20 protein-coding genes and 1 pseudogene are annotated in these 18,568 nt (G+C 70.0%); 7 read left to right on the plus strand and 14 right to left on the minus strand.

Features of this window, described 5'->3' with window-relative positions; translation table 11 throughout:
- The first annotated feature begins 21 nt into the window (after positions 1-21).
- Both AB0N81_RS26015 and AB0N81_RS26020 read left to right on the plus strand, forming a co-directional pair.
- A complete protein-coding gene (locus tag AB0N81_RS26015; protein ID WP_365362299.1) occupies positions 22-672 on the plus strand; it encodes a GNAT family N-acetyltransferase in 651 nt (216 codons plus the stop codon).
- Positions 673-711: 39 nt separating this feature from the next.
- A pseudogene (locus tag AB0N81_RS26020) lies at positions 712-1,088 on the plus strand (metallophosphoesterase); the annotation flags it as partial.
- Positions 1,089-1,296: 208 nt separating this feature from the next.
- Here the strand turns inward: AB0N81_RS26020 and AB0N81_RS26025 are convergent.
- Both AB0N81_RS26025 and AB0N81_RS26030 read right to left on the minus strand, forming a co-directional pair.
- Positions 1,297-1,965, minus strand: coding sequence for a hypothetical protein (locus AB0N81_RS26025; protein WP_365362428.1), 669 nt, complete (start codon positions 1,963-1,965; stop codon positions 1,297-1,299).
- Positions 1,966-2,146: 181 nt separating this feature from the next.
- Positions 2,147-2,647: an ATP-binding protein gene (locus AB0N81_RS26030; RefSeq protein WP_365362301.1), complete on the minus strand. Its 501-nt coding sequence runs from the start codon at positions 2,645-2,647 to the stop codon at positions 2,147-2,149.
- 271 nt (positions 2,648-2,918) lie between these two features.
- Here AB0N81_RS26030 and AB0N81_RS26035 point away from each other — a divergent pair, with 271 nt between their 5' ends.
- Positions 2,919-3,770, plus strand: coding sequence for a helix-turn-helix transcriptional regulator (locus AB0N81_RS26035; RefSeq protein WP_365362303.1), 852 nt, complete (start codon positions 2,919-2,921; stop codon positions 3,768-3,770).
- 12 nt (positions 3,771-3,782) lie between these two features.
- On the plus strand, positions 3,783-3,968 hold the full coding sequence (locus AB0N81_RS26040) for a DUF397 domain-containing protein (protein WP_365362305.1): 186 nt from the start codon (positions 3,783-3,785) through the stop codon (positions 3,966-3,968).
- On the opposite strand, the gene mnmA is transcribed toward AB0N81_RS26040, so the two are convergent.
- On the minus strand, positions 3,965-5,119 hold the full coding sequence (gene mnmA / locus AB0N81_RS26045; RefSeq protein ID WP_365362307.1) for a tRNA 2-thiouridine(34) synthase MnmA: 1,155 nt from the start codon (positions 5,117-5,119) through the stop codon (positions 3,965-3,967). The two genes, AB0N81_RS26040 and mnmA, sit on opposite strands and share 4 nt — an antisense overlap.
- Before the next feature lie 61 nt (positions 5,120-5,180).
- Between mnmA and AB0N81_RS26050 the strand changes: the two genes are divergently transcribed.
- Positions 5,181-5,915, plus strand: coding sequence for an N-acetylmuramoyl-L-alanine amidase (locus tag AB0N81_RS26050; RefSeq protein WP_365362309.1), 735 nt, complete (start codon positions 5,181-5,183; stop codon positions 5,913-5,915).
- Here AB0N81_RS26050 and AB0N81_RS26055 read toward each other — a convergent pair.
- The 3 genes from AB0N81_RS26055 to AB0N81_RS26065 all read right to left on the minus strand — a co-directional run bounded on the left by AB0N81_RS26055 (position 5,912) and on the right by AB0N81_RS26065 (position 7,709).
- On the minus strand, positions 5,912-7,081 hold the full coding sequence (locus AB0N81_RS26055) for a cysteine desulfurase family protein (RefSeq protein WP_365362311.1): 1,170 nt from the start codon (positions 7,079-7,081) through the stop codon (positions 5,912-5,914). The genes AB0N81_RS26050 and AB0N81_RS26055 overlap by 4 nt on opposite strands.
- 48 nt (positions 7,082-7,129) lie before the next feature.
- Positions 7,130-7,348: a DUF4190 domain-containing protein gene (locus AB0N81_RS26060; protein ID WP_365362430.1), complete on the minus strand. Its 219-nt coding sequence runs from the start codon at positions 7,346-7,348 to the stop codon at positions 7,130-7,132.
- Between the two features lie 208 nt (positions 7,349-7,556).
- Complete coding sequence (locus tag AB0N81_RS26065; protein ID WP_365362313.1) at positions 7,557-7,709, minus strand: hypothetical protein; 153 nt, start codon at positions 7,707-7,709, stop codon at positions 7,557-7,559.
- A gap of 109 nt (positions 7,710-7,818) precedes the next feature.
- On the opposite strand from AB0N81_RS26065, the gene AB0N81_RS26070 reads away from it, so the two are divergent.
- Both AB0N81_RS26070 and AB0N81_RS26075 read left to right on the plus strand, forming a co-directional pair.
- Positions 7,819-8,448 (plus strand): TetR family transcriptional regulator, encoded by a 630-nt coding sequence (locus tag AB0N81_RS26070; protein WP_365362315.1) that lies wholly within the window; start codon positions 7,819-7,821, stop codon positions 8,446-8,448.
- Positions 8,449-8,518: 70 nt separating this feature from the next.
- A complete protein-coding gene (locus AB0N81_RS26075; RefSeq protein WP_365362317.1) occupies positions 8,519-9,367 on the plus strand; it encodes an alpha/beta fold hydrolase in 849 nt (282 codons plus the stop codon).
- On the opposite strand, the gene AB0N81_RS26080 is transcribed toward AB0N81_RS26075, so the two are convergent.
- The 8 genes from AB0N81_RS26080 to AB0N81_RS26115 all read right to left on the minus strand — a co-directional run bounded on the left by AB0N81_RS26080 (position 9,364) and on the right by AB0N81_RS26115 (position 18,558).
- On the minus strand, positions 9,364-10,233 hold the full coding sequence (locus tag AB0N81_RS26080; protein WP_365362319.1) for a thioesterase family protein: 870 nt from the start codon (positions 10,231-10,233) through the stop codon (positions 9,364-9,366). The genes AB0N81_RS26075 and AB0N81_RS26080 overlap by 4 nt on opposite strands.
- 110 nt (positions 10,234-10,343) lie before the next feature.
- Positions 10,344-11,018 carry a trimeric intracellular cation channel family protein gene (locus AB0N81_RS26085; RefSeq protein WP_365362321.1) on the minus strand — a complete coding sequence of 225 codons (675 nt, stop codon included), beginning with the start codon at positions 11,016-11,018 and terminating at the stop codon, positions 10,344-10,346.
- A gap of 119 nt (positions 11,019-11,137) precedes the next feature.
- A complete protein-coding gene (locus AB0N81_RS26090; RefSeq protein ID WP_365362432.1) occupies positions 11,138-12,343 on the minus strand; it encodes a dipeptide ABC transporter ATP-binding protein in 1,206 nt (401 codons plus the stop codon).
- A 38-nt stretch (positions 12,344-12,381) separates the two neighbouring features.
- Positions 12,382-13,479: an ABC transporter ATP-binding protein gene (locus AB0N81_RS26095; RefSeq protein ID WP_365362323.1), complete on the minus strand. Its 1,098-nt coding sequence runs from the start codon at positions 13,477-13,479 to the stop codon at positions 12,382-12,384.
- Complete coding sequence (locus AB0N81_RS26100) at positions 13,476-14,477, minus strand: ABC transporter permease (RefSeq protein ID WP_365362325.1); 1,002 nt, start codon at positions 14,475-14,477, stop codon at positions 13,476-13,478. The genes AB0N81_RS26095 and AB0N81_RS26100 overlap by 4 nt, the downstream gene beginning before the upstream one ends.
- Positions 14,478-14,609: 132 nt before the next feature.
- Complete coding sequence (locus tag AB0N81_RS26105) at positions 14,610-16,364, minus strand: ABC transporter substrate-binding protein (protein WP_365362327.1); 1,755 nt, start codon at positions 16,362-16,364, stop codon at positions 14,610-14,612.
- Positions 16,365-16,466: 102 nt separating this feature from the next.
- A complete protein-coding gene (locus AB0N81_RS26110; RefSeq protein ID WP_365362329.1) occupies positions 16,467-17,471 on the minus strand; it encodes an ABC transporter permease in 1,005 nt (334 codons plus the stop codon).
- A 319-nt stretch (positions 17,472-17,790) separates the two neighbouring features.
- Complete coding sequence (locus AB0N81_RS26115; protein ID WP_365362331.1) at positions 17,791-18,558, minus strand: enhanced serine sensitivity protein SseB C-terminal domain-containing protein; 768 nt, start codon at positions 18,556-18,558, stop codon at positions 17,791-17,793.
- Positions 18,559-18,568: the final 10 nt, after the last annotated feature.

An 18,568-nucleotide genomic window follows, 5' to 3' on the forward strand; every position in this document is an offset into this window, starting at 1 on the left:
CAACTATTACAGGGGGATGGCATGAACGACCTCGTGCGGGCCTGGGTGGAGGGCTGGGTGGTGTCCCGCGGGGCCGCGCCGCCGCTCACCGAGCCGTGGGGCTGGACCATCGACGTGGGCCATCTCGACCACGTCACCCGGCACGTCCTCGGGGCGGTGGGCGACGACGTCGAGGAGAACGCCGTCCGCAAGGTGGCCGAGCAGGTGACCGGGGGCGGCGTCTGGCTCAAGGCGTTCGCGGACCCGGAGGTGGTACGCGCGTGGCTGGGCCCCCGCTGGTGGACCGATCCGGAGCCGGGGTGCCTGATGTCGCTGCCGCTGACGCCGGACGCGCCGAGGCCCGCGCCGCCGCCGGAGGGCTACCGGCTGCGCACCTGGGCCCTCGGCGGGGTCACGCGGGTACTGGTCACCGCGCCCGACGGCGCCCTCGCGGCACGCGGGCAGATCGCGCCGACCGGGGCGACCGCGGTCGTCGATCAGGTCGAGACGGCCCCCGCCCACCGGCGCAGGGGGCTCGGCGGTCTGGTGATGCGCACGCTCCAGCACGCGGCGGCAGCCGAAGGCGCCCGCACGGCGGTCCTCGCGGGCACGCCCGAGGGACGCGCCCTGTACGAGTCGCTGGGGTGGACGTACCAGGCGCCGCTCACCAGCGCGAAGTTCACGTCGGCCTAGGGCCCTTCTTTCGGATCATCTTGCCGCCCAGATGAAGGCGTCGTGATCGCTCCGCTGTTCCTGTTCTACGACTACTCGTCTCGCCCGCCCAGCGCCCCGACGGTGCAGGAGGAGCTGGTCATCGCCCACGAGGCTGGCTTCGTCTGCTCGGACGAGCACCTGCTGCACCCTGATCCGTACCTGAGCAGAGAGGCGTGGTGCCGCTCCCGGCTTGCCGTCACTGAGGCCAGGCTCGCGGCCTGCGACCCGGCACTGCCGACCGATCGCCCCAGCGATGCGGCACCACGCAGAAGGCGGACTGGCACCGGAGGTTCGGGTCCGATGCCGTTGTCTACGGCCATCTGCACACCCCCCTCACGACGTGGCACGACGGCGTGCGTTTCGACGAGGTTTCGCTCGGCTACCCGCGCGAGTGGACCGCCCGCCCTCGGAGCCGTTGCGGCAGCTCCTGCCGCCCGACGGTCCCGACCATGCGTGGTGACCGGCGACCGGCGACCGGCGACCGGCGACCGGCGACCGGCCGGATTGTCCCCGGCTCCCAGGGACTGATCCGCTGCGACGCAGCAGTGTGCAACAGGCGCATCGACGACACACCGCGTGGCCCGAGCATCTGCGAACCCGCCCCTACCGGGGCGGCGTCGGTGTGTCACCCCCGTTCGCTGATGCCGCAACGGCCTCCTGCGCATGCCTGAGGCCGCTCATCGCCCTGCTCTCACCGCTCCGGTCACCGAGTGCACGGCAGCGGCTGGCGGCCGCCGTGTAGGCGTCAACCGCCTCCTGGAGCCTGCACACTTTCACCAGTGCTTCGCCGAAGCTCCCCAACGCCATTGCCTCCAGCCGCCCTTCGCCCCGCTCCCGGCAGATCTTGTGGGTGTCCACGGCTTCATCGGTCCGCCGCACCGCCATGGAGGCGTGCCCGAGCCGGTTGAGCGCCTCGGCCTCACCCAGCCGGTCACCGATCTCACGGCAAAGGTCGAGGCCTGCGGTGTAGGCGGCGAATGCCTCGCCGTGGCGACCCGACTTTCCTGAGGGCGCCGCCGAGCCCTCCCAGCACTGTCGCCTCCCTCCGCTGGTCGCCGAGCGCACGGTAGAGAGGTTCACGGCTGTGCCGTAAAAGCGCGCGGCCTCCTCGTATCGATGCGCCGTGTCGAGGGCATGGCCGAGAAGACCCATCCCGCCGGCCATGCCGTACTGGTCGTCGATCTCGTGGCAGAGCTCGAACGCGGCGCTGTGGGCGTCGATCGCCTCCCTGAAACGCCCGCATGCCACCAGGGCGCTTCCCAGGTCGTCCAGCGCGGCGGCTTCCGACGCGTTGACTGGCCATCAACTTCGGTCACACCATGCTTACTTTACTGACCGTCGAGGCGTCCGTGGACGACGTCGGCGTACCGCTAGGCGGTGTGGGGCCACAGCCCGGAGGCCGCCGCGAGAGGGTCTGACATCTCCCCTGGCCGCCTACGGGCCGCCGTGCCGATCAGGCCACGAGGGCGGGCGGTGGGGCCTGACGGAGGTTCAGTTCGAACCACATGGTCTTGCCGCCCGGCCCGTAGGGCTCCTCTCCTATGGCGCACCCGCCCCAGCGGTCGGCCACGGTGTCGAGGATCACCAGGCCCCGGCCGCTGTCCGCGTGAACGCCCACCGGCGGGGGCGGGGCGAGCGAGGGCAGGTCCGGGCTCATGTCCCACACGCTGATCCGCAGTACGGGGCAGAGCCAGTGCAGGCGCACGGAGGCGGGGCCCTTGGTGTGCCGCACGGAGTTGGTCGCGAGCTCCGTGGTCAACAGCTCCGCACGGTCGGCGAGTTCGGCGAGGTGGTGCGCCGCGAGGACCGCGCGGAGGGTGAGGCGGGCGATGCCCGGGCTGCGGGGGTCGCAGGGGAAGTGGAGCTCGTACGCCCAGGGGGCGGTGAAGGGAAGGGGGTCGGGAGCAGGTTCGGAGGAGGAATCCTCGGGCTGCACGTCGAGGGGTGAACTCACGCGGCACCTCCATTGGTGCGGGGCGCTCCTGGGAGCGGGGACGTGAACGTCAGCCACGGGTGCCGGGCGCCGCACGGGGCGGTGTGCCTGCCGATGCGCGGACATCAGTGCGCTTCCGCTGGGCGCGGGGCCCGGGCAGTGGCCTGAGTCACACCATAGAGCACGGCTTACAACCCGTGAGACCGGATTCACTTCAACGAGTTGAAAAACGCGAACGGGTGGACGCCCATGCCCGTGGTCGGCACTATGAGCGCGAACAAGGAGAAAATGCATGGCACCACGGCCGACCCCGACAGTGCGCCAACGTCGCTTCGGCGCCGAACTGCGCAGGCTCCGAGAAGCGGCCGGGCAGTCCGCCCCCAGGGCGGCGGAGCTCCTCGGAACCGACCGAACCACGATCTCCAACATGGAGGCAGGCCGTTTCGGCATCAGCGAGCAGCGATTGCGTCGCCTCGCCAGCATCTACGAGTGCGACGACCCGACGCTGGTCGACACCTTGGCCAGCATGACCGGCGGCAGGAGCACCGGCTGGTGGGACGAGTACCGGGGCAAGATTCCCCCGGACTTCCTGGATGTCGCCGAGTTGGAGCATCACGCGACGTCCCTACGCACCCTGCAGACCGCGCACCTCCCCGGCATGTTCCAGATCGAGGAGCACGCGCGCGCCCTGTTCGACCTGTTCATCCCGGCAATGCCCCGCCTTGAGGTCGAACTACGCATCGCCCAACGCCAGGGACGCCACACCGTGATCACGAAGAACCCACCCGTGCAGTACCTGGGCATGATCCACGAATCGGCTCTCCGAATGCAGGTCGGCGGTCCGAGTGTGGCCAAAGCTCAGCTCAACCGCCTCCTGGAAGAGAGCGAGCGTGACAACGTAACGCTTCTGGTGATCCCGTTTCGTGTTGGCGCATTCCCCATGGCCGGAGACTCTGTGCTGTACGCCGCCGCCTCCAGCCCTCACCTGGACACGGTTCAGGTGGATTCACCGATCGGCGCCGTGTTCTTCGATTCCCCGACGCAACTGGCCAACTTCCGCAAGCGCTTGGACGCGGTCGAACAGGTAGCGTTGACTCCCCAGGAGTCGAGGGACGCCATCCGCGAAATCGCCAGAGATCTGTAAGGGGTATTGGTTTTGCCCGAGTTGAAGTGGATCAAGTCATCGTTCTCCGAGGCTTCGGGCAACAACTGCGTCGAAGTCGCCGCCACCGGCAGTGACCGCGTCGCTCTGCGCGAGAGCGAAAGCCCGGCCGACGTGCTGACGGCGGACCGGACCGCGCTGGAGGCTCTGATACGGAGCCTGCGGCGGCGGACCCCTTAGACGCCCGCCGTCGCCCGTTCCGTAGTGGCGATCGTCGCCGAGCCGACCACGCGTGTGCCGTCGTAGAGCACGACGGCCTGGCCGGGGGCGACGCCGCGTACGGGCTCGTCGAAGGTGACCCGTAGCTCCGAGCCTTCGATCAGCTCGGCGGTGACCGGGGTCTCGTCGCCGTGGGCCCGCAGCTGCGCCGTGTAGGTGCCCGCTCCGGAGGGGGCCACGCCGCACCAGCGGGGCTTGATGGCGGTCAGGGCCGTCACGTCCAGGGCCGCGGCCGGGCCGACCGTCACCGTGTTGTTCACCGGGGAGATGTCCAGGACGTAGCGCGGCTTGCCGTCGGGGGCCGGGGTGCCGATGCGGAGGCCCTTGCGCTGGCCGATGGTGTAGCCGAACGCCCCTTCGTGGGTGCCGAGGACCTCCCCGGACTCGTCCACGATGTCGCCCTCCGCCTTGCCGAGGCGGGAGGCGAGGAAGCCCTGGGTGTCGCCGTCGGCGATGAAGCAGATGTCGTGGCTGTCGGGCTTCTTGGCGACGGCGAGGCCGCGCTCCTCGGCTTCCGCCCGGATCTCCTCCTTCGTGGTGACCGTGTCACCCAGGGGGAACATCGCGTGGGCGAGCTGGCGGTCGTCCAGGACCCCCAGGACGTAGCTCTGGTCCTTGGCCATGTCCGAGGCGCGGTGCAGCTCGCGCGTGCCGTCCTCGCGGACGATCACCTTCGCGTAGTGGCCGGTGACGACCGCGTCGAAGCCGAGGGCGAGCGCCTTGTCGAGGAGCGCGGCGAACTTGATCTTCTCGTTGCAGCGCAGGCACGGGTTGGGGGTGCGGCCCGCCTCGTACTCGGCGATGAAGTCCTCGACCACGTCCTCGCGGAACCGCTCGGCGAGGTCCCACACGTAGAACGGGATGCCGATGACGTCGGCGGCGCGGCGGGCGTCGCGCGAGTCCTCGATGGTGCAGCAGCCCCGCGCGCCCGTGCGGAACGACTGCGGGTTCGCCGAGAGCGCGAGGTGCACTCCGGTCACGTCGTGCCCGGCCTCGGCGGCGCGGGCGGCGGCGACGGCGGAGTCCACGCCTCCGGACATGGCGGCCAGGACGCGGAGGGGGCGCTGGGAACGCTGCGAGGTCTGAGGCTGCGGGGTCTCGGTCAAAGTCATAGCTCTAACAGGGTACGGGGCGATGGGAACCGGACGCCCCTGAGTAAGCGTTGACGATCATATGGGGGACGCAGAGCAGGAGAAGCCGGGGCGCCGGGGAATCAACCGGCGCACCCTGCTGATCGGCGGCGCCGCGGCGGCCGTCGGCACCGCCGTGCTCGCCGGGGACGAGCTCGGCAGGCTGTGGTGGCGGCTGCCCGGCGTGGTCAAGAAGCGCAAGGAGGGTGAGGTCGACACCCCGGGCGTGCAGTGGATAGCCGCCTCGGACTACAACTGGCGCCGCGCGGACCGCCCCGACGACTACGGCATCGACCGCGTCGTCATCCACGTCGTCCAGGGCGGGTACCAGACGGCGCTGCGCGTCTTCAAGGACCCGGGGCACGGCGCCGCCGCGCACTACGTGGTCCGCAAGGACGGGCACATCGCGCAGATGATCCGCGAGCTGGACGTGGCGTTCCACGCGGGCAACAAGAGCTACAACGAACGCAGCATCGGCATCGAGCACGAGGGCTTCGTCGACAAGAAGTCGTCGTTCACCGCACCGATGTACGCGGCGTCGGCGCGGCTCACCGCCGGGATCTGCAGGCGGTACGACATCCCGGTGGACCGCGAGCACATCGTGGGCCACGTGGAGGTGCCGGGCACGGACCACACGGACCCGGGCCCGCACTGGGACTGGGACCGGTATCTGCGCCTGGTGCGGGCCGAGCGGGACAGACCGGAGAGGCCGAAGACGGAGAGACCGGAGACGGAGAAACCGGAGACGGAGAAACCGGAGACGGAGAAGAAGGGCTAGCTGAGTCCCGCCGTCCGCGCCCGCTCCACCGCCGGGCCGATCGCCGCCGCCACCGCGTCGACGTCCGCCTTCGTCGACGTATGGCCGAGCGAGAAGCGCAGGGTGCCGCGGGCCAGGTCGGGGTCGGTGCCGGTGGCGAGCAGGACGTGGCTGGGCTGGGCGATGCCGGCCGTGCAGGCGGAGCCGGTGGAGCACTCGATGCCCTGTGCGTCCAGGAGCAGCAGGAGGGAGTCGCCCTCGCAGCCGGGGAAGGTGAAGTGCGCGTTGGCGGGCAGCCGGCCCGCCGGGGAGGGGTCGCCGCCGAGGATCGCCTCGGGGACCTCGGAGCGGACGGCGGTCACCAGGTCGTCGCGGAGCGCCCCGATCCCGGCGGCGAACCGCTCGCGGTGCGCGGCGGCGTGCTCGCCCGCGACGGCGAACGCGGCGATGGCGGGCACGTCCAGCGTCCCCGAGCGCACGTGCCGCTCCTGGCCGCCGCCGTGCAGGACGGGCACGGGGCTGTACTCGCGGCCGAGGAGCAGCGCGCCGATGCCGTAGGGCCCGCCGATCTTGTGACTGGAAACGGTCATCGCGGCGAGCCCGGAGGCGGCGAAGTCGACGGGGATCTGACCGTAGGCCTGGACGGCGTCGGCGTGCAGCGGGATGCCGAACTCCTGGGCGACATCGGCCAGTTCGCGGATCGGCTGGATGGTGCCGATCTCGTTGTTGGCCCACATGACGGTGGCCAGGGCGACGTCGTCGGGGTCGCGCTCGATGGCCTCGCGCAGCGCGTCGGGGTGGACGCGGCCGTGCCGGTCGACGGGCAGGTACTCGACGGTGGCGCCCTCGTGTTCGCCGAGCCAGTGCACGGCGTCGAGGACGGCGTGGTGCTCGACGGGGCTGGACAGGACGCGGGTGCGGCCCGGTTCCGCGTCGCGGCGGGCCCAGTACAGGCCCTTCACGGCGAGGTTGTCGGCCTCGGTGCCGCCGGAGGTGAAGACGGTCTCGCTGGGGCGGGCGCCGAGTGACTCGGCGAGCGTCTCGCGGGCCTCCTCGACGGTGCGTCGCGCTCGGCGCCCCGCCGCGTGCAGCGAGGAGGCGTTGCCGGTGACGGCGATCTGCGCGGTCATCGCCGCGATCGCCTCCGGGAGCATCGGAGTGGTCGCTGCGTGGTCGAGGTAGGCCATGGTGCGCACGATTCTACGAGCCGTGCGGCGCCCTCCGCCCCGGCGGTATCAGCCTGCGATACCCCAGGACACGGTGTCGTCCATCGAGACGAGCGCGGCGAGGACGACGAGGTCGGCCACGCCGAGCCCGAGTCCGAGCAGCGCGCGACCCCTGCGGGGGGTGCCGCGCCACAGGGCGATGCTCGCGAGGACGATCGCGATGGGCCCGAGGACGAGGTTCAGGACGAGCAGTCCGAGCAGTCCGAGGACGAAGGAGGCCACAGCCATGCCTTCGGTGTCCCGGCGCCCGGTGGGGCGGGGCTCCTCGGCGCGGGCCTCGGCCTCGGCGCGGGCCTCGGCCTCGATGCGGGCCTGCTCCTCGGCGCGGGCCGGGGCCGTGTTCTCGGGGCGGGTGCGGGTTGCGGTGCTGTCCATGGTGCGACTCCTGACAGGTGGAGGTGTCGTACGGAGCGGGTGTGCGGCGCCGGGCGATGGCTCAGCGGTGCCGCGCGTGGCGCTCACGAAGGGCGAAGACCGCGAGCCACACGCCGATGACGGCGGCGGCGACGAGGGTGACCGGAAGCGGGGCGTGCGCCACGGAACCCATGGCGACACCCAGCAGCATGAGAGCGGCGACGACGAACAGCATGTGATCCCTCTCGGTTCGGTGAACGCTTGTGGTAACAACTGTTCACTGACTTACAGAGTACTCCGTGTCCGGCTTTCAAAACTCGGAGAACAGTTGTTAACTGCATGGCATGAGTCACACTCTCGGCGTCCGGCAGGCCCAGAAGCAGAAGACCCGGCAGGCACTCCTCGACGCGGCGCTCCAGCTGCTCGACGAGCAGAGCCTCAGCAGCCTGGGCCTGCGCGAGGTCACGCGCGCCGTGGGCGTCGCGCCCACCGCCTTCTACCGGCACTTCCGCGACACCGCCGACCTGGGCGTGGCCCTGGTCGAGGAGGCGTTCGGCAGCCTGCACACCACGCTCACCGCGATGCTGGCGGCCACCGGCGACGGCGAGGAACGCATCGCGGGCACGGTCGAGCTGATAGCGGGTTACGTCCGAACGCACCCCGCGCACGTCCGCTTCATCGCCCGCGAGCGGCACGGCGGCGTACGGGCGGTGCGGGACGCGATCGGGGCCCAACTCTCCCTGTTCGCGCGGGAGGTGGCGGAGCAGTTCACCCAGGAGGCGCCGACGTCGGAGTGGACCGAGGACGATCTCCTGATGCTGGCCGGAATGTACGTCGACCACATGGTCATGACCGCGTCGGCGTTCCTGGACGCAGGACCCGGGACGGCGGCGGAGGCTCAGGCGGCCGACGTCGCCCGACGGCAGCTGCGCCTGGTGGGCCTGGGCCGCCGCCACTGGCGCGACGACCGCTGACACACCCCGCTGACACACCCCGCTGACACACCCCTCGACTCCCCCGTAAGGAGCTACTAGCCTTACGGTCATGACAGCCACCCCGGACCGTGACCCCTGGACACTCGACCAGACCTTCGAAAGCTCCACCGGCACCGTCCGCTGGGCGGCCCTCGGCCCCGCCGACGCCCCGCCCGTCGTCCTCGTCCACGGCACGCCGTTCTCGTCGTACGTCTGGCGCGGCATCGCCCGCGCGCTCTCCGGCGGCCACCGCGTGTACGTGTGGGACCTGCCGGGGTACGGCGCCTCGGAGATGCGGGCCGGGCAGGACGTGTCGCTCGCCGCGCAGGGCCGGGTCCTCACCGAACTCCTCGGCCACTGGGGCCTGGACCGGCCGGCCGTCGTGGCGCACGACTTCGGCGGCTGCGTCGCCCTGCGCGCACACCTGCTGCACGGCGCCCGTTACGAACGTCTCGCCCTCGTCGACCCGGTAGCGCTCGCCCCCTGGGGCTCCCCCACGTACCGACTCCTTGGCGCCAACGCCGACGTGTTCGCCCAGCTGCCGCCCGAGCTGCACCGGGCACTGGTCCGCGAGTACGTCGGATCGGCCAGCCGGCGCGGACTGCGTCCGGCCGTGCTCGACCGGCTCGTCGAGCCCTGGTGCACGGCAGAGGGGCAAGCCGCCTTCTACCGGCAGATCGAGCAGAACGGCCAGCGGTTCACCGACGAGATCCAGGGCCGGTACGGCGAGCTGCGGCTGCCCGTACTGATCTGCTGGGGCGCCCAGGACACCTGGATTCCCGCGGCCAAGGGCGAGGAGCTCGCGAAGCTCGTCCCCGGCGCCGAGCTGCGCCTGATCGAGGGCGCGGGGCATCTCGTCCAGGAGGACGCGCCCGCCGAACTCACCGGCGAGCTGACGAGGTTCCTCTCCGGGAACTAGCTCAGCCGGGCCCGTGCCAGCTGGCGCGACTGGGCCACCAGACGGTCCTCGCTGTCCCAGACCTCGGCGTCCTCCTCCAGGAAGCCGCCCGCCAGGTTCCGCGTGGTGATCGCGACGCGCAGCGGGCCGGGGGCGGGGCGGTGGCGGACGTGGACCGTCAGCTCCACGGTCGGGACCCAGCCGGTGAGGCCCATCTCGAAGGCGGTCGGCGGCAGCGCGTCGACGGCGAGCAGCAGGGACAGCGGGTCCGCGTCGCGGCCGTCGGCGAGCCCGAACCAGGCCCGCATCTCGCCCTTGCCGGACGGCTGCCCGAGCGCCCAGCCGAGCGTGGCGGGGTCGAGCTTGAGGAAGAGGCGGTCGGCGATGGCCGAACTGCCGGGCACCGGGCGGTGGTCCGGCGCGTCCTGCGCGCCGAAGCACTGGTCGAGCGGCGGAATGGCGGGCGGCTCGGCCGTCGTGCGGACGTCGTCGGGGAGCGCGTCGAGGTCTCCGTACGAGGCGAGCACGCGGATGCGCTCGACCTCGCGGCCCTCCTCGTCGTACTGGAAGAGGGACGCCTGCCCGGTGGAGAGCGACCTGCCGCCGCGCACCACGTCGGTGCGGATCACGGCGGGGCCGGGGCTCGACGCGGTGAGGTAGTGCGCCGAGATGGTGAAGGGGTCGGCGTGCGGCAGGGCGTCCGCGAGCGCGCGGCCTATGACGGCGAGGAGATAACCGCCGTTGACGGCGCTGATGATCGTCCAGCCGGCGGAGAGCTCGGTGTCGTAGACGCCGGGCTCGCGGCGGGTGACCGCCGTGTCGCGGTCGAACTCGCTGTCGCCGATGCGTGCGGGCACCGATGCGGGAAGGGATGCTGCCGTTGCCATGGCAGCAACGTACAACATGTAACTACTGAGCGGTAGCTTTTCTCGGGCGCTGCCCGGCGTCGGAGCGCTTCACGGTCTCGGAGCGCCTTTTTTCATGGTCTCGGAGCGCTTCACGGCGTCTCCTCCACCTCCGCCTCCATCGCCGTGGACCGGCGGTTCCAGGCGCGCGGTGCCCGCCAGTGGTAGCGGATCGCGAGCAGCCGCAGAGTGAACGCGGTCACGGCGGCGAGGCCGCTGGTGAACCCCGTCAGCTGCTCGAAGTGGATGCACAGGGCGACCATCGTGGCGCCCACGATGGCGGGCACCGCGTACAGGTCGCGGTCCCAGCGGACCAGCGAGGGCACCTCGTTGGCGACGATGTCGCGCAGCACGCCGCCGCCCACCGCCGTCATCAGACCCAGGGTCGCCGACGCGGTGAGCCCGAGGCCGTAGTCGTACGCCTTGGTCGTGCCCGCCACGCAGAACAGGCCGAGGCCCGCCGCGTCGAAGACGTTCACCGCGAGCTGGGTGCGCTCCACCTCCGGGTGCAGGAAGAAGACCAGCGCGGCCGCGAACAGCGGCGTGATGAAGTAGCCGAGGTCGGTGAAGGCGGCCGGCGGGACCGCCCCGATGACCAGGTCTCGGAAGAGGCCTCCGCCCAGCGCGGTGACTTCGGCGAGGACGGCGATGCCGAAGACGTCGAAGTTCTTGCGCACGGCGAGCAGCGCGCCGGAGATCGCGAAGACGAAGATCCCCACGATGTCGAGCGCGTGCTGGACGGAGGGGGTGAACAGATCCTGGAGCACGCGCCATTCTTACCCGTGTCCTGACTGCGGCCCGACCGGCCTCCCTGCCGGACCCGAGGAGTGACACACGGCGGAGGGAGGGCGCGCGGCCTCCCGCACGCCCTCCCTCCCCGTAACCGCTACTTCTCGGCCGAGTCCTGCTTGCCCGAAACCTTCGCGGGCTTCTCCGCGGGCTTCTCCGCCGCCTTCTCCGCCGGCTTCTCCGCGGACTTCTCCGAGGCGGCCGCCGTCTCGTCCGCCTTGGTCGCCACCGAGACCACCTCGATCGCCTCCTTGGCCGCCGCGAGGAGCTTGGTGTCCTGCGGCGCCTGGTCCTCCGCGTTCTCCGGGTGGTGGCACGCCACCTGGTGCCCGGTGGCGAGCGCGGTCAGCGGCGGCTCCTTCGTCTTGCAGATCTCCGTCGCCTTCCAGCACCGCGTGTGGAAGCGGCAGCCGCTGGGCGGGTCGATCGGCGAGGGGACGTCGCCGCGGAGCAGGATGCGCTCGCTCTTGACGCCGCGCCGCTTGGGGTCGGGCACCGGGACCGCGGAGAGCAGCGCCTTGGTGTACGGGTGCATCGGCGTGGAGTAGAGGTCGTTGCGGTCCGCCAGCTCAACGATCTTGCCGAGGTACATCACCGCGATGCGGTCCGAGACGTGCCGGATGACCGAAAGGTCGTGCGCGATGATCACGTACGTGAGGCCGAGCTCGTCCTGGAGGTCGTCCAGGAGGTTGACCACCTGGGCCTGGATGGAGACGTCCAGGGCCGAGACCGGCTCGTCCGCCACGACCAGCTTGGGCCGCAGGGCCAGGGCCCGCGCGATGCCGATGCGCTGGCGCTGGCCGCCGGAGAACTCGTGCGGGTAGCGGTTGTAGTGCTCCGGGCTGAGCCCGACCCGCTCCAGCATCTCCTGCACGGTCTTCTTCACGCCGCCCTCGGGCTTGACGCCCTGGAGCTTGAAGGGCGCGCCGACGATCGTGCCGATGGTGTGCCGCGGATTCAGCGACGAGTACGGGTCCTGGAAGATCATCTGGACGTCGCGGCGGAGCGGGCGCATCCGGGCGGTGTTCAGATGCGTGATGTCCGTGCCCTCGAACTCGACGCGGCCGCCGGTCGGTTCGAGCAGCCGGGTGATCAGCCGGCCCATCGTCGACTTGCCGCAGCCGGACTCGCCGACCACGCCGAGCGTTTCACCGGGGCGTACGTCGAAGGAGAGGCCGTCGACGGCCTGCACCGCCGCCACCTGGCGCTGGAGCAGCCCCTTCTTGATGGGGAAGTGCTTCACCAGGCCGTCGACCTTGAGCAGCGGCTCGGCCGAGCCCTTCGCCTGCGCCGGGATCGTCATCTCCTGGCCCTTCACGTCCTGGCTCTTCGCGTCATCGTTCACAGCTTCGGCGCAATCTCTTCGGTCCAGATCCGGGTGCGCTCGTCCTGCGACATGTGGCAGGCGGAGTGGTGTCCGGCGGCCACCTCGCGCAGTTCGGGGCGCTCGCGGCGGGTGATCTGATCCTTGGGGATGTCCGCGTAGGGGCAGCGCGGGTTGAAGGCGCAGCCGCCCGGCAGGTTGATCAGGCTGGGCGGGGAGCCCTTGACCGGGATGAGCCGCTCGGTCTGCTCGCGGTCGATGCGGGGCATCGAACCCAACAGCCCCCAGGTGTAGGGGTGCTGGGGTTCGTAGAAGACCTTCTCCGCGGGGCCGCGCTCGACGCACCGGCCGCCATACATGACCAGGAGCTCGTCCGCCATCTCGGCGACCACGCCCAAGTCGTGCGTGATCATGATGACGGCGGAGCCGAACTCCTTCTGCAGATCCCGGATGAGGTCGAGGATCTGCGCCTGGACGGTCACGTCCAGAGCGGTGGTCGGCTCGTCGGCGATGAGCAGCTCGGGGTTGTTGACCAGCGCCATCGCGATCATCGCGCGCTGGCGCATACCGCCGGAGAACTCGTGCGGGTAGGAGTCCACCCGCTTGTCCGGCTGCGGAATGCCCACGCGGTCGAGCATCTCGATCGCCCGCTTGCGGGCGGCCTTCTTGTCGACGTCGTTGTGGACCCGGTACGCCTCGGTGATCTGCTTGCCGATGGAGTAGTACGGGTGCAGCGCGGAGAGCGGGTCCTGGAAGATCATCGCCATCTCGCGGCCGCGTAGCTTGCGCACCTCGTCCGGCGGGGCGGACAACAGCTCCTTGCCGTCCAGCCAGATCTCACCGGAGATCCGTGCCTTGCGGGCGCCGTACTGGCCGGCGGTGTGCAGGCCGAGGATGCCCAGCGAGGTGACCGACTTGCCGGAGCCGGACTCGCCCACGATGCCGAGGGTCTTGCCCTTCTCCAGCTGGAAGCTGAGCCCGTCGACGGACCTGACCAGGCCGTCGTCGGTCGGGAAGTGCACCTTGAGGTCGCGCACCTCGAGGAAGGCGGAGGGAGCGGGCGAGCCGGTGACGGGCTCACCCACCGCGGCTCCGCTCTTGGACAGTTCGGTCATCCCAGCCTCACTCGCGGGTCGATGACGGCGTACAGAAGGTCGACGACGAGGTTGGCCACGGCGATCGCGAGCGCCGCGCACAGGGTGACGCCCAGGATGACGGGCAGGTCCTTGCTGCTGATGGCCTTGACCGCTTCGAGGCCGAGCCCCGGCAGATTGAACGTGGACTCGGTGAGCACGGCGCCGCCCATCAGGACGCCGAGGTCGAGTCCGAAGACGGTGAGGATCGGGGTCATCGCGGAGCGCAGCGCGTGCTTGCGGATGACGGTGGGCTCGCCGAGCCCCTTGGCGCGTGCGGTGCGGATGTAGTCCTCGCCGAGCACTTCGAGCATGGTGGCTCTGGTGAGGCGGGCGTACATCGCGGCGTTGAGGAAGGCGAGGACGATCCACGGCAGGATCATCGTCTGGAGCCAGACGTCGATCGAGTCGTCGGTGCTGAGGCTGTCCGCGATCTTCACCCAGCCGAGTTCGTGGACGAAGATGCCCATCGCGATCATGCCGGTGAAGAAGACGGGCAGGGAGACACCGGCGAGCGCGGTGGTCATCGCGGCGCGGTCCCAGATGGTGCCCCGGCGCAGCGCGGAGATCACGCCGGTGATGACGCCGCCGGCCAGCCACAGGACACAGGCGCCCGCGGCGAGCGCGCCGGTGACGGGCAGGGCGTCCTTGAGGGTGTCCCACACCGGCGCCTCGGTGCGGAAGGAGTAGCCGAAGCAGGGGGCCGGGCAGTGCGTGACGTCACTGCCGTTGACGTAGTCGCGGCCCATCGGGATGCCCTTGATGAAGTCCCAGAACTGGACCAGCAAGGGATCGTTGAGGCCCAGTTTGACGCGGATGCCTTCGAGCTGCTCGGCACCCGACGCCTTGCCGGCGAAGAGGACGGCGATGTCCTGTCCCGCCCACTTGGGCAGCATGAAGAAGATGGTGAAGGTCGCGAGCAGTACGACCAGCACCATGATGATGACGGCGATCAGGCGCCGGATGAGATAAGCAAGCACTGTGCGCGGCCCGGCGGTGGCCGGGACCCCCTTGTGAGGGGCCCCGGCCACCGCCCGGGGCCATCACCTGCCCTTCGGACTGGCGGGATTCGGCGGCGGTGGAACGGTCAACTGTGTTTCAAACGGCGCCTGTTACTTGACGACACCGAGCGAGACGTAGTCGTACCGGCCGTTGTAGGCGTCGGACATGTAGGCGTTGGTCAGCCGCGATCCGCGCCAGGTGATGTTCTTCTCGTAGAGGAAGGGCATCCAGTCGGCGTTGTCGAGGATCCGCTTGTCGAGCTGCTTGTAGATCTCGCCGGCCTTGGCCGGGTCGGTCTCCGCGATCGCCTTGTCGAAGAGCGCGTCGATCTTCTTGTCCTTGATCTGCGACTCGTTGTAGTTGCCGTTCTCGATCAGGAAGCGGCTGTCGAACAGCGGCTGCGCGTAGCCCTGGCCGGACGGGAAGTCCGGGCCCCAGCCGCTCATCTGCATGCTGTAGCCGCGCTTCTTCACGACGGACGGCGAGCCGGTGATGCTGGCGGAGTCGGCGCCGTCGAGGGACTCGACGCTGACGTCGATGCCGACCTTCTTCAGCTGGGCCTGGAGCGCCTCGGCGGCGTCGACCTCACCCGGGTTGTTGTTGCGGGCGGTCAGCTTGGCACTGAAGCCGTTCGGCTTGTTGCACTTCTTCAGCTCGTCCTTGGCCTTGGCCGCGTCCGGCTTGCCCTTGCGCGCAAGGACGCCGTACGGGTCGTAGTCGCTGTGGCCGGGGATCGCCTCGGGGAAGGTGCTGTTGGCGATGTCACCGGCCGCGACCTTGCCGCCGCGGGTCTGCTGCAGGCTCGCGAAGTCCGTGCCGTAGAAGACGGCCTTGCGGCAGTGGACGTTGTCGAAGGGCTTCGCCGTGTGGATCAGAGCGACGTAGCGCACGAAGGACGTGTGCATGTTGTCGACGTTGCCACGGTGGTCCGAGACGGCGGTGACGCGGCCGGACTGGGTCATGCCCGTGCCGTTGAGGTCGACGTCGTAGTCGCCCTCCATCAGCTTCTTGTCGTTCTCCTCCAGGTTGGCGGAGATCGTCACGTCGATCTTGTCGGGCAGCGCGGCGCGGATCGGGTCCGAGGACTTCTTCCAGGCCGTGTTGCGGACCAGCACGATCTTCTTGCCGGACTTGTACGACTCGAACTTGTACGGGCCCGAGGAGAACGGGCGCGCGGTGTACTTCGCCTTGGTGTCCTTGGCCTCCTTCACCGGCGAACCGGTGGGCATGGCGAGGAACTGCTCGAAGTCACCGTTGCGCTTGGGGAGCTTGAAGACGATGGTCTGGTCGTCGGGCGTCTCGATCGCCTTCAGGCCGCCCTTGTCCTTGTAGGGGCCCTTGTACTTCGTGTCCGGGTCGAGCGCGTGCCGGATGTACCCCGGGCCACCGGTGATGGTGTCCGTCGCCCAGGAGCGCTCGATGCCGTACTTGACGTCCTTGGAGGTCAGCTTGGAGCCGTCCTCCCAGGTGAGGCCGTCACGCAGCTTGTACGTGTAGGTCTTGCCGTCGTCGGAGATCTTCGCGGTGGAGGTGGCGAGGTCCGGGACCAGCTTCGTGCCCGCCTTGCCCGGCTTGGTGTCGTAGGACACCAGCTGCCGGGTGTAGAAGCGCATGAAGTCCCAGGACATGCCGTAGTAGGCGCGCTGGGGGTCGGCCGAGTCGAGGTCCTGCTTGCCGACCATCTTCAGCGTCCCCCCCTTCTTCTTCGACGGGCTGGCCACCTTGTCGAGCGCGGCGTTGTAGCCGGCACCCTTCGAGTCGCCGTCGCCACCGTCACCGCCGCCGCACGCCGTGGTGGTCACCAGCGCCGCGACGACGAGGGCCGCACCGCTGGTGAGCCGTCGTTTCGAGGAAACTGTGGGCATTTTCTCGTAACCTCCGAGATTCGCGGTCCCTGGCCATGTGCTGCCGGAGAACCATGGTTAAAGCCACCTGACATGCGGCAGGGGCAAGCCGGTTGGGCGCTTCTAGCGCGTCCCCTTCGGGTCGAGCGCGTCCCGCAGCCCGTCGCCGAAGAGGTTGAAGGCCAGCACGGTGATGAAGATCGTGACGCCCGGGAAGACCATGAACATCGGGTCGTGCTCGTACGTCTCGAGCGCGTCCCGCAGCATGCCGCCCCAGGAGGCCGTCGGCGGCTTCACACCGGCGCCGAGGAAGCTCAGGGCCGCCTCCGTGAGGATGTTGGTCGGGATCATCAGCGTCGCGTAGACGGTGATGGGGGCGACCAGGTTGGGCAGCAGTTCGCGGAACAGGATGTGGCGCCGTCCGCCGCCGAGGCTGCGGGCCGCCTCCACGTACTCGCGCTCACGGAGCGAGAGCGTCTGACCGCGCACGATCCGGCCGACGTAGGGCCAGCCGAAGAAGCCGATGACCAGCACGAGGATGCCGACGCGCACCCCGCTGCCGGTGAGACCGAGCAGGTCGTCCGGCAGGACCGAGACCAGCGAGATGATGAAGAGCAGCTGCGGGAACGAGAGCAGTACGTCCATCACACGGCTGATCAGGGCGTCGACCCAGCCGCCGAAGTAGCCGGCGATGATGCCGAAGAGCGTGCCGAGGGCGACGGCGACCACGGCCGCCAGGAAGGCCACGAGCAGCGAGATGCGTGCTCCGTAGACGATCCGGCTGAAGATGTCGCGGCCCTTGTTCGGCTCGACGCCGAAGAGGAAGTCACCGCTGACACCACCGAGCGCGCCCTTGGGGAGGTTGGTCAGCTCGTCGAGCTCCTCCTGGTGGAAGTCGTTGGGCGGATGGCCCAGCAGGCTCACGATCAAGGGCGCGAAGATGGCGACAAGCACCAGGAACAGCACCGTGATGCCGCCGGCCAGGGCGACCTTGTCCCGCTTCAGGCGGTTCCAGGCGATCTGCTTGAGGGACCGGCCCTCGACCTTTTTCACCCCTGCATCAACTGCGGGGGCGACGTCCTCGGTCGGGTCCGCGTCCGCAGGTGTGTCATGCAATGGTGCCGTCATCGTGGCAGGGACCCCTCTCAACCGGTGGTGACCGGCCCGCACTTGCCGCTGTAGCGACGTGATCAGTCCGTCGTACACAGGGGACGAAGGCCCCTGGAGCGGGAGTCTTCATCCACGTCGCGATCTGTTACCAGACTTGACGGGGAAAGGATGCGCAACCGTGATGCTGATCGAGGTGTTCCGTTATGCGGACGCGGGTGAACGAGGGGCGAACACGGGGCAGTTGGGGTGGAAGGCGTCACCGGAGCCTATAGGGCCCCACCCGCATCAGAACGGACATCGCGCCTGTCGTGGCTGCTCGATGGCCGGTTCGCGCCGCTCAGTACTGCGCGGGGTAGCCGTAACCGCCGGCCTGAGCGGGGGCCGCCTGGGCCTCGCGGTCGTAGAACGGACGGGCGTTGGCCCGCAGCCACATGGCGACCGGGTCGTAGTCGTCGGACATCGCGACGGTCGAGACGGGCAGGCCCTCCGGGACGGCGGGGATGGACTGCTGCATCATCGTGCGCACCGCGTCGACCGACGGCGGCGACGTGTCGTACACATCGAGTCCGATGGCCAGATAGGGCACCCCGAGGGCGGGCTGCACCCAGGCGCGGCGCAGCGAGCGCACGACGGGGGTGCGGTGCGCGTTCTGCGTCAACACGGCGTAGAACTGAGGGATTTCGATGCTCGGCTCGGTGAGCCGGAGCGGGCCCGCGGGCAGCAGGTCGAGGCCGGTGGCGATACGGCGCAGGTCCAGCCAGGGGACGCCGATGCCGCCGCCGGGCGCGTGCGGGTTGAGCCAGATGCCGTAGTGGTCGGGGTAGAGGGTGCGGGCGATGTCGATGCCGCGCACCACCTCGTAGCTGCGGTTCCAGCCACTGGCGGAGAGCTCCTGGGCGGAGCTCACACAGGGTGCGTAGCCGAGGCCGTCGACCTCCATGTTCCCGTACTGGGCGTCGGGGGACCCGGCCTGGCCGTGCCAGAGCAGCATCCACACCTGGTCGGCGGCGAGGGCGCGCAGCAGTGCCTCGTACGCGTCGTAACGCCCCGGCGTCACCTGGCGCAGCAACTGCTCCAACTGCCCGGTCGTGCCCGACGCACTCACCCGTAACCGC

Source organism: Streptomyces sp. NPDC093510, from assembly GCF_040683555.1.
Lineage (GTDB): Bacteria > Actinomycetota > Actinomycetes > Streptomycetales > Streptomycetaceae > Streptomyces.

What these genes read in the sequence shown, in the direction of transcription:
- AB0N81_RS26050 (WP_365362309.1), top strand. Translation starts at nt 5,181, where the DNA reads ATGGGGGACGCAGAGCAGGAGAAGCCGGGGCGCCGGGGAATCAACCGG.
- AB0N81_RS26065 (WP_365362313.1), bottom strand. Translation starts at nt 7,709, where the DNA reads ATGCTGTTCGTCGTCGCCGCTCTCATGCTGCTGGGTGTCGCCATGGGT.
- AB0N81_RS26095 (WP_365362323.1), bottom strand. Translation starts at nt 13,479, where the DNA reads ATGACCGAACTGTCCAAGAGCGGAGCCGCGGTGGGTGAGCCCGTCACC.
- AB0N81_RS26060 (WP_365362430.1), bottom strand. Translation starts at nt 7,348, where the DNA reads ATGGCTGTGGCCTCCTTCGTCCTCGGACTGCTCGGACTGCTCGTCCTG.
- AB0N81_RS26110 (WP_365362329.1), bottom strand. Translation starts at nt 17,471, where the DNA reads ATGACGGCACCATTGCATGACACACCTGCGGACGCGGACCCGACCGAG.
- AB0N81_RS26015 (WP_365362299.1), top strand. Translation starts at nt 22, where the DNA reads ATGAACGACCTCGTGCGGGCCTGGGTGGAGGGCTGGGTGGTGTCCCGC.
- AB0N81_RS26080 (WP_365362319.1), bottom strand. Translation starts at nt 10,233, where the DNA reads ATGGCAACGGCAGCATCCCTTCCCGCATCGGTGCCCGCACGCATCGGC.
- AB0N81_RS26035 (WP_365362303.1), top strand. Translation starts at nt 2,919, where the DNA reads ATGGCACCACGGCCGACCCCGACAGTGCGCCAACGTCGCTTCGGCGCC.
- AB0N81_RS26055 (WP_365362311.1), bottom strand. Translation starts at nt 7,081, where the DNA reads ATGGCCTACCTCGACCACGCAGCGACCACTCCGATGCTCCCGGAGGCG.
- AB0N81_RS26070 (WP_365362315.1), top strand. Translation starts at nt 7,819, where the DNA reads ATGAGTCACACTCTCGGCGTCCGGCAGGCCCAGAAGCAGAAGACCCGG.
- AB0N81_RS26075 (WP_365362317.1), top strand. Translation starts at nt 8,519, where the DNA reads ATGACAGCCACCCCGGACCGTGACCCCTGGACACTCGACCAGACCTTC.
- AB0N81_RS26105 (WP_365362327.1), bottom strand. Translation starts at nt 16,364, where the DNA reads ATGCCCACAGTTTCCTCGAAACGACGGCTCACCAGCGGTGCGGCCCTC.
- mnmA (WP_365362307.1), bottom strand. Translation starts at nt 5,119, where the DNA reads ATGACTTTGACCGAGACCCCGCAGCCTCAGACCTCGCAGCGTTCCCAG.
- AB0N81_RS26090 (WP_365362432.1), bottom strand. Translation starts at nt 12,343, where the DNA reads ATGACGATCCCGGCGCAGGCGAAGGGCTCGGCCGAGCCGCTGCTCAAG.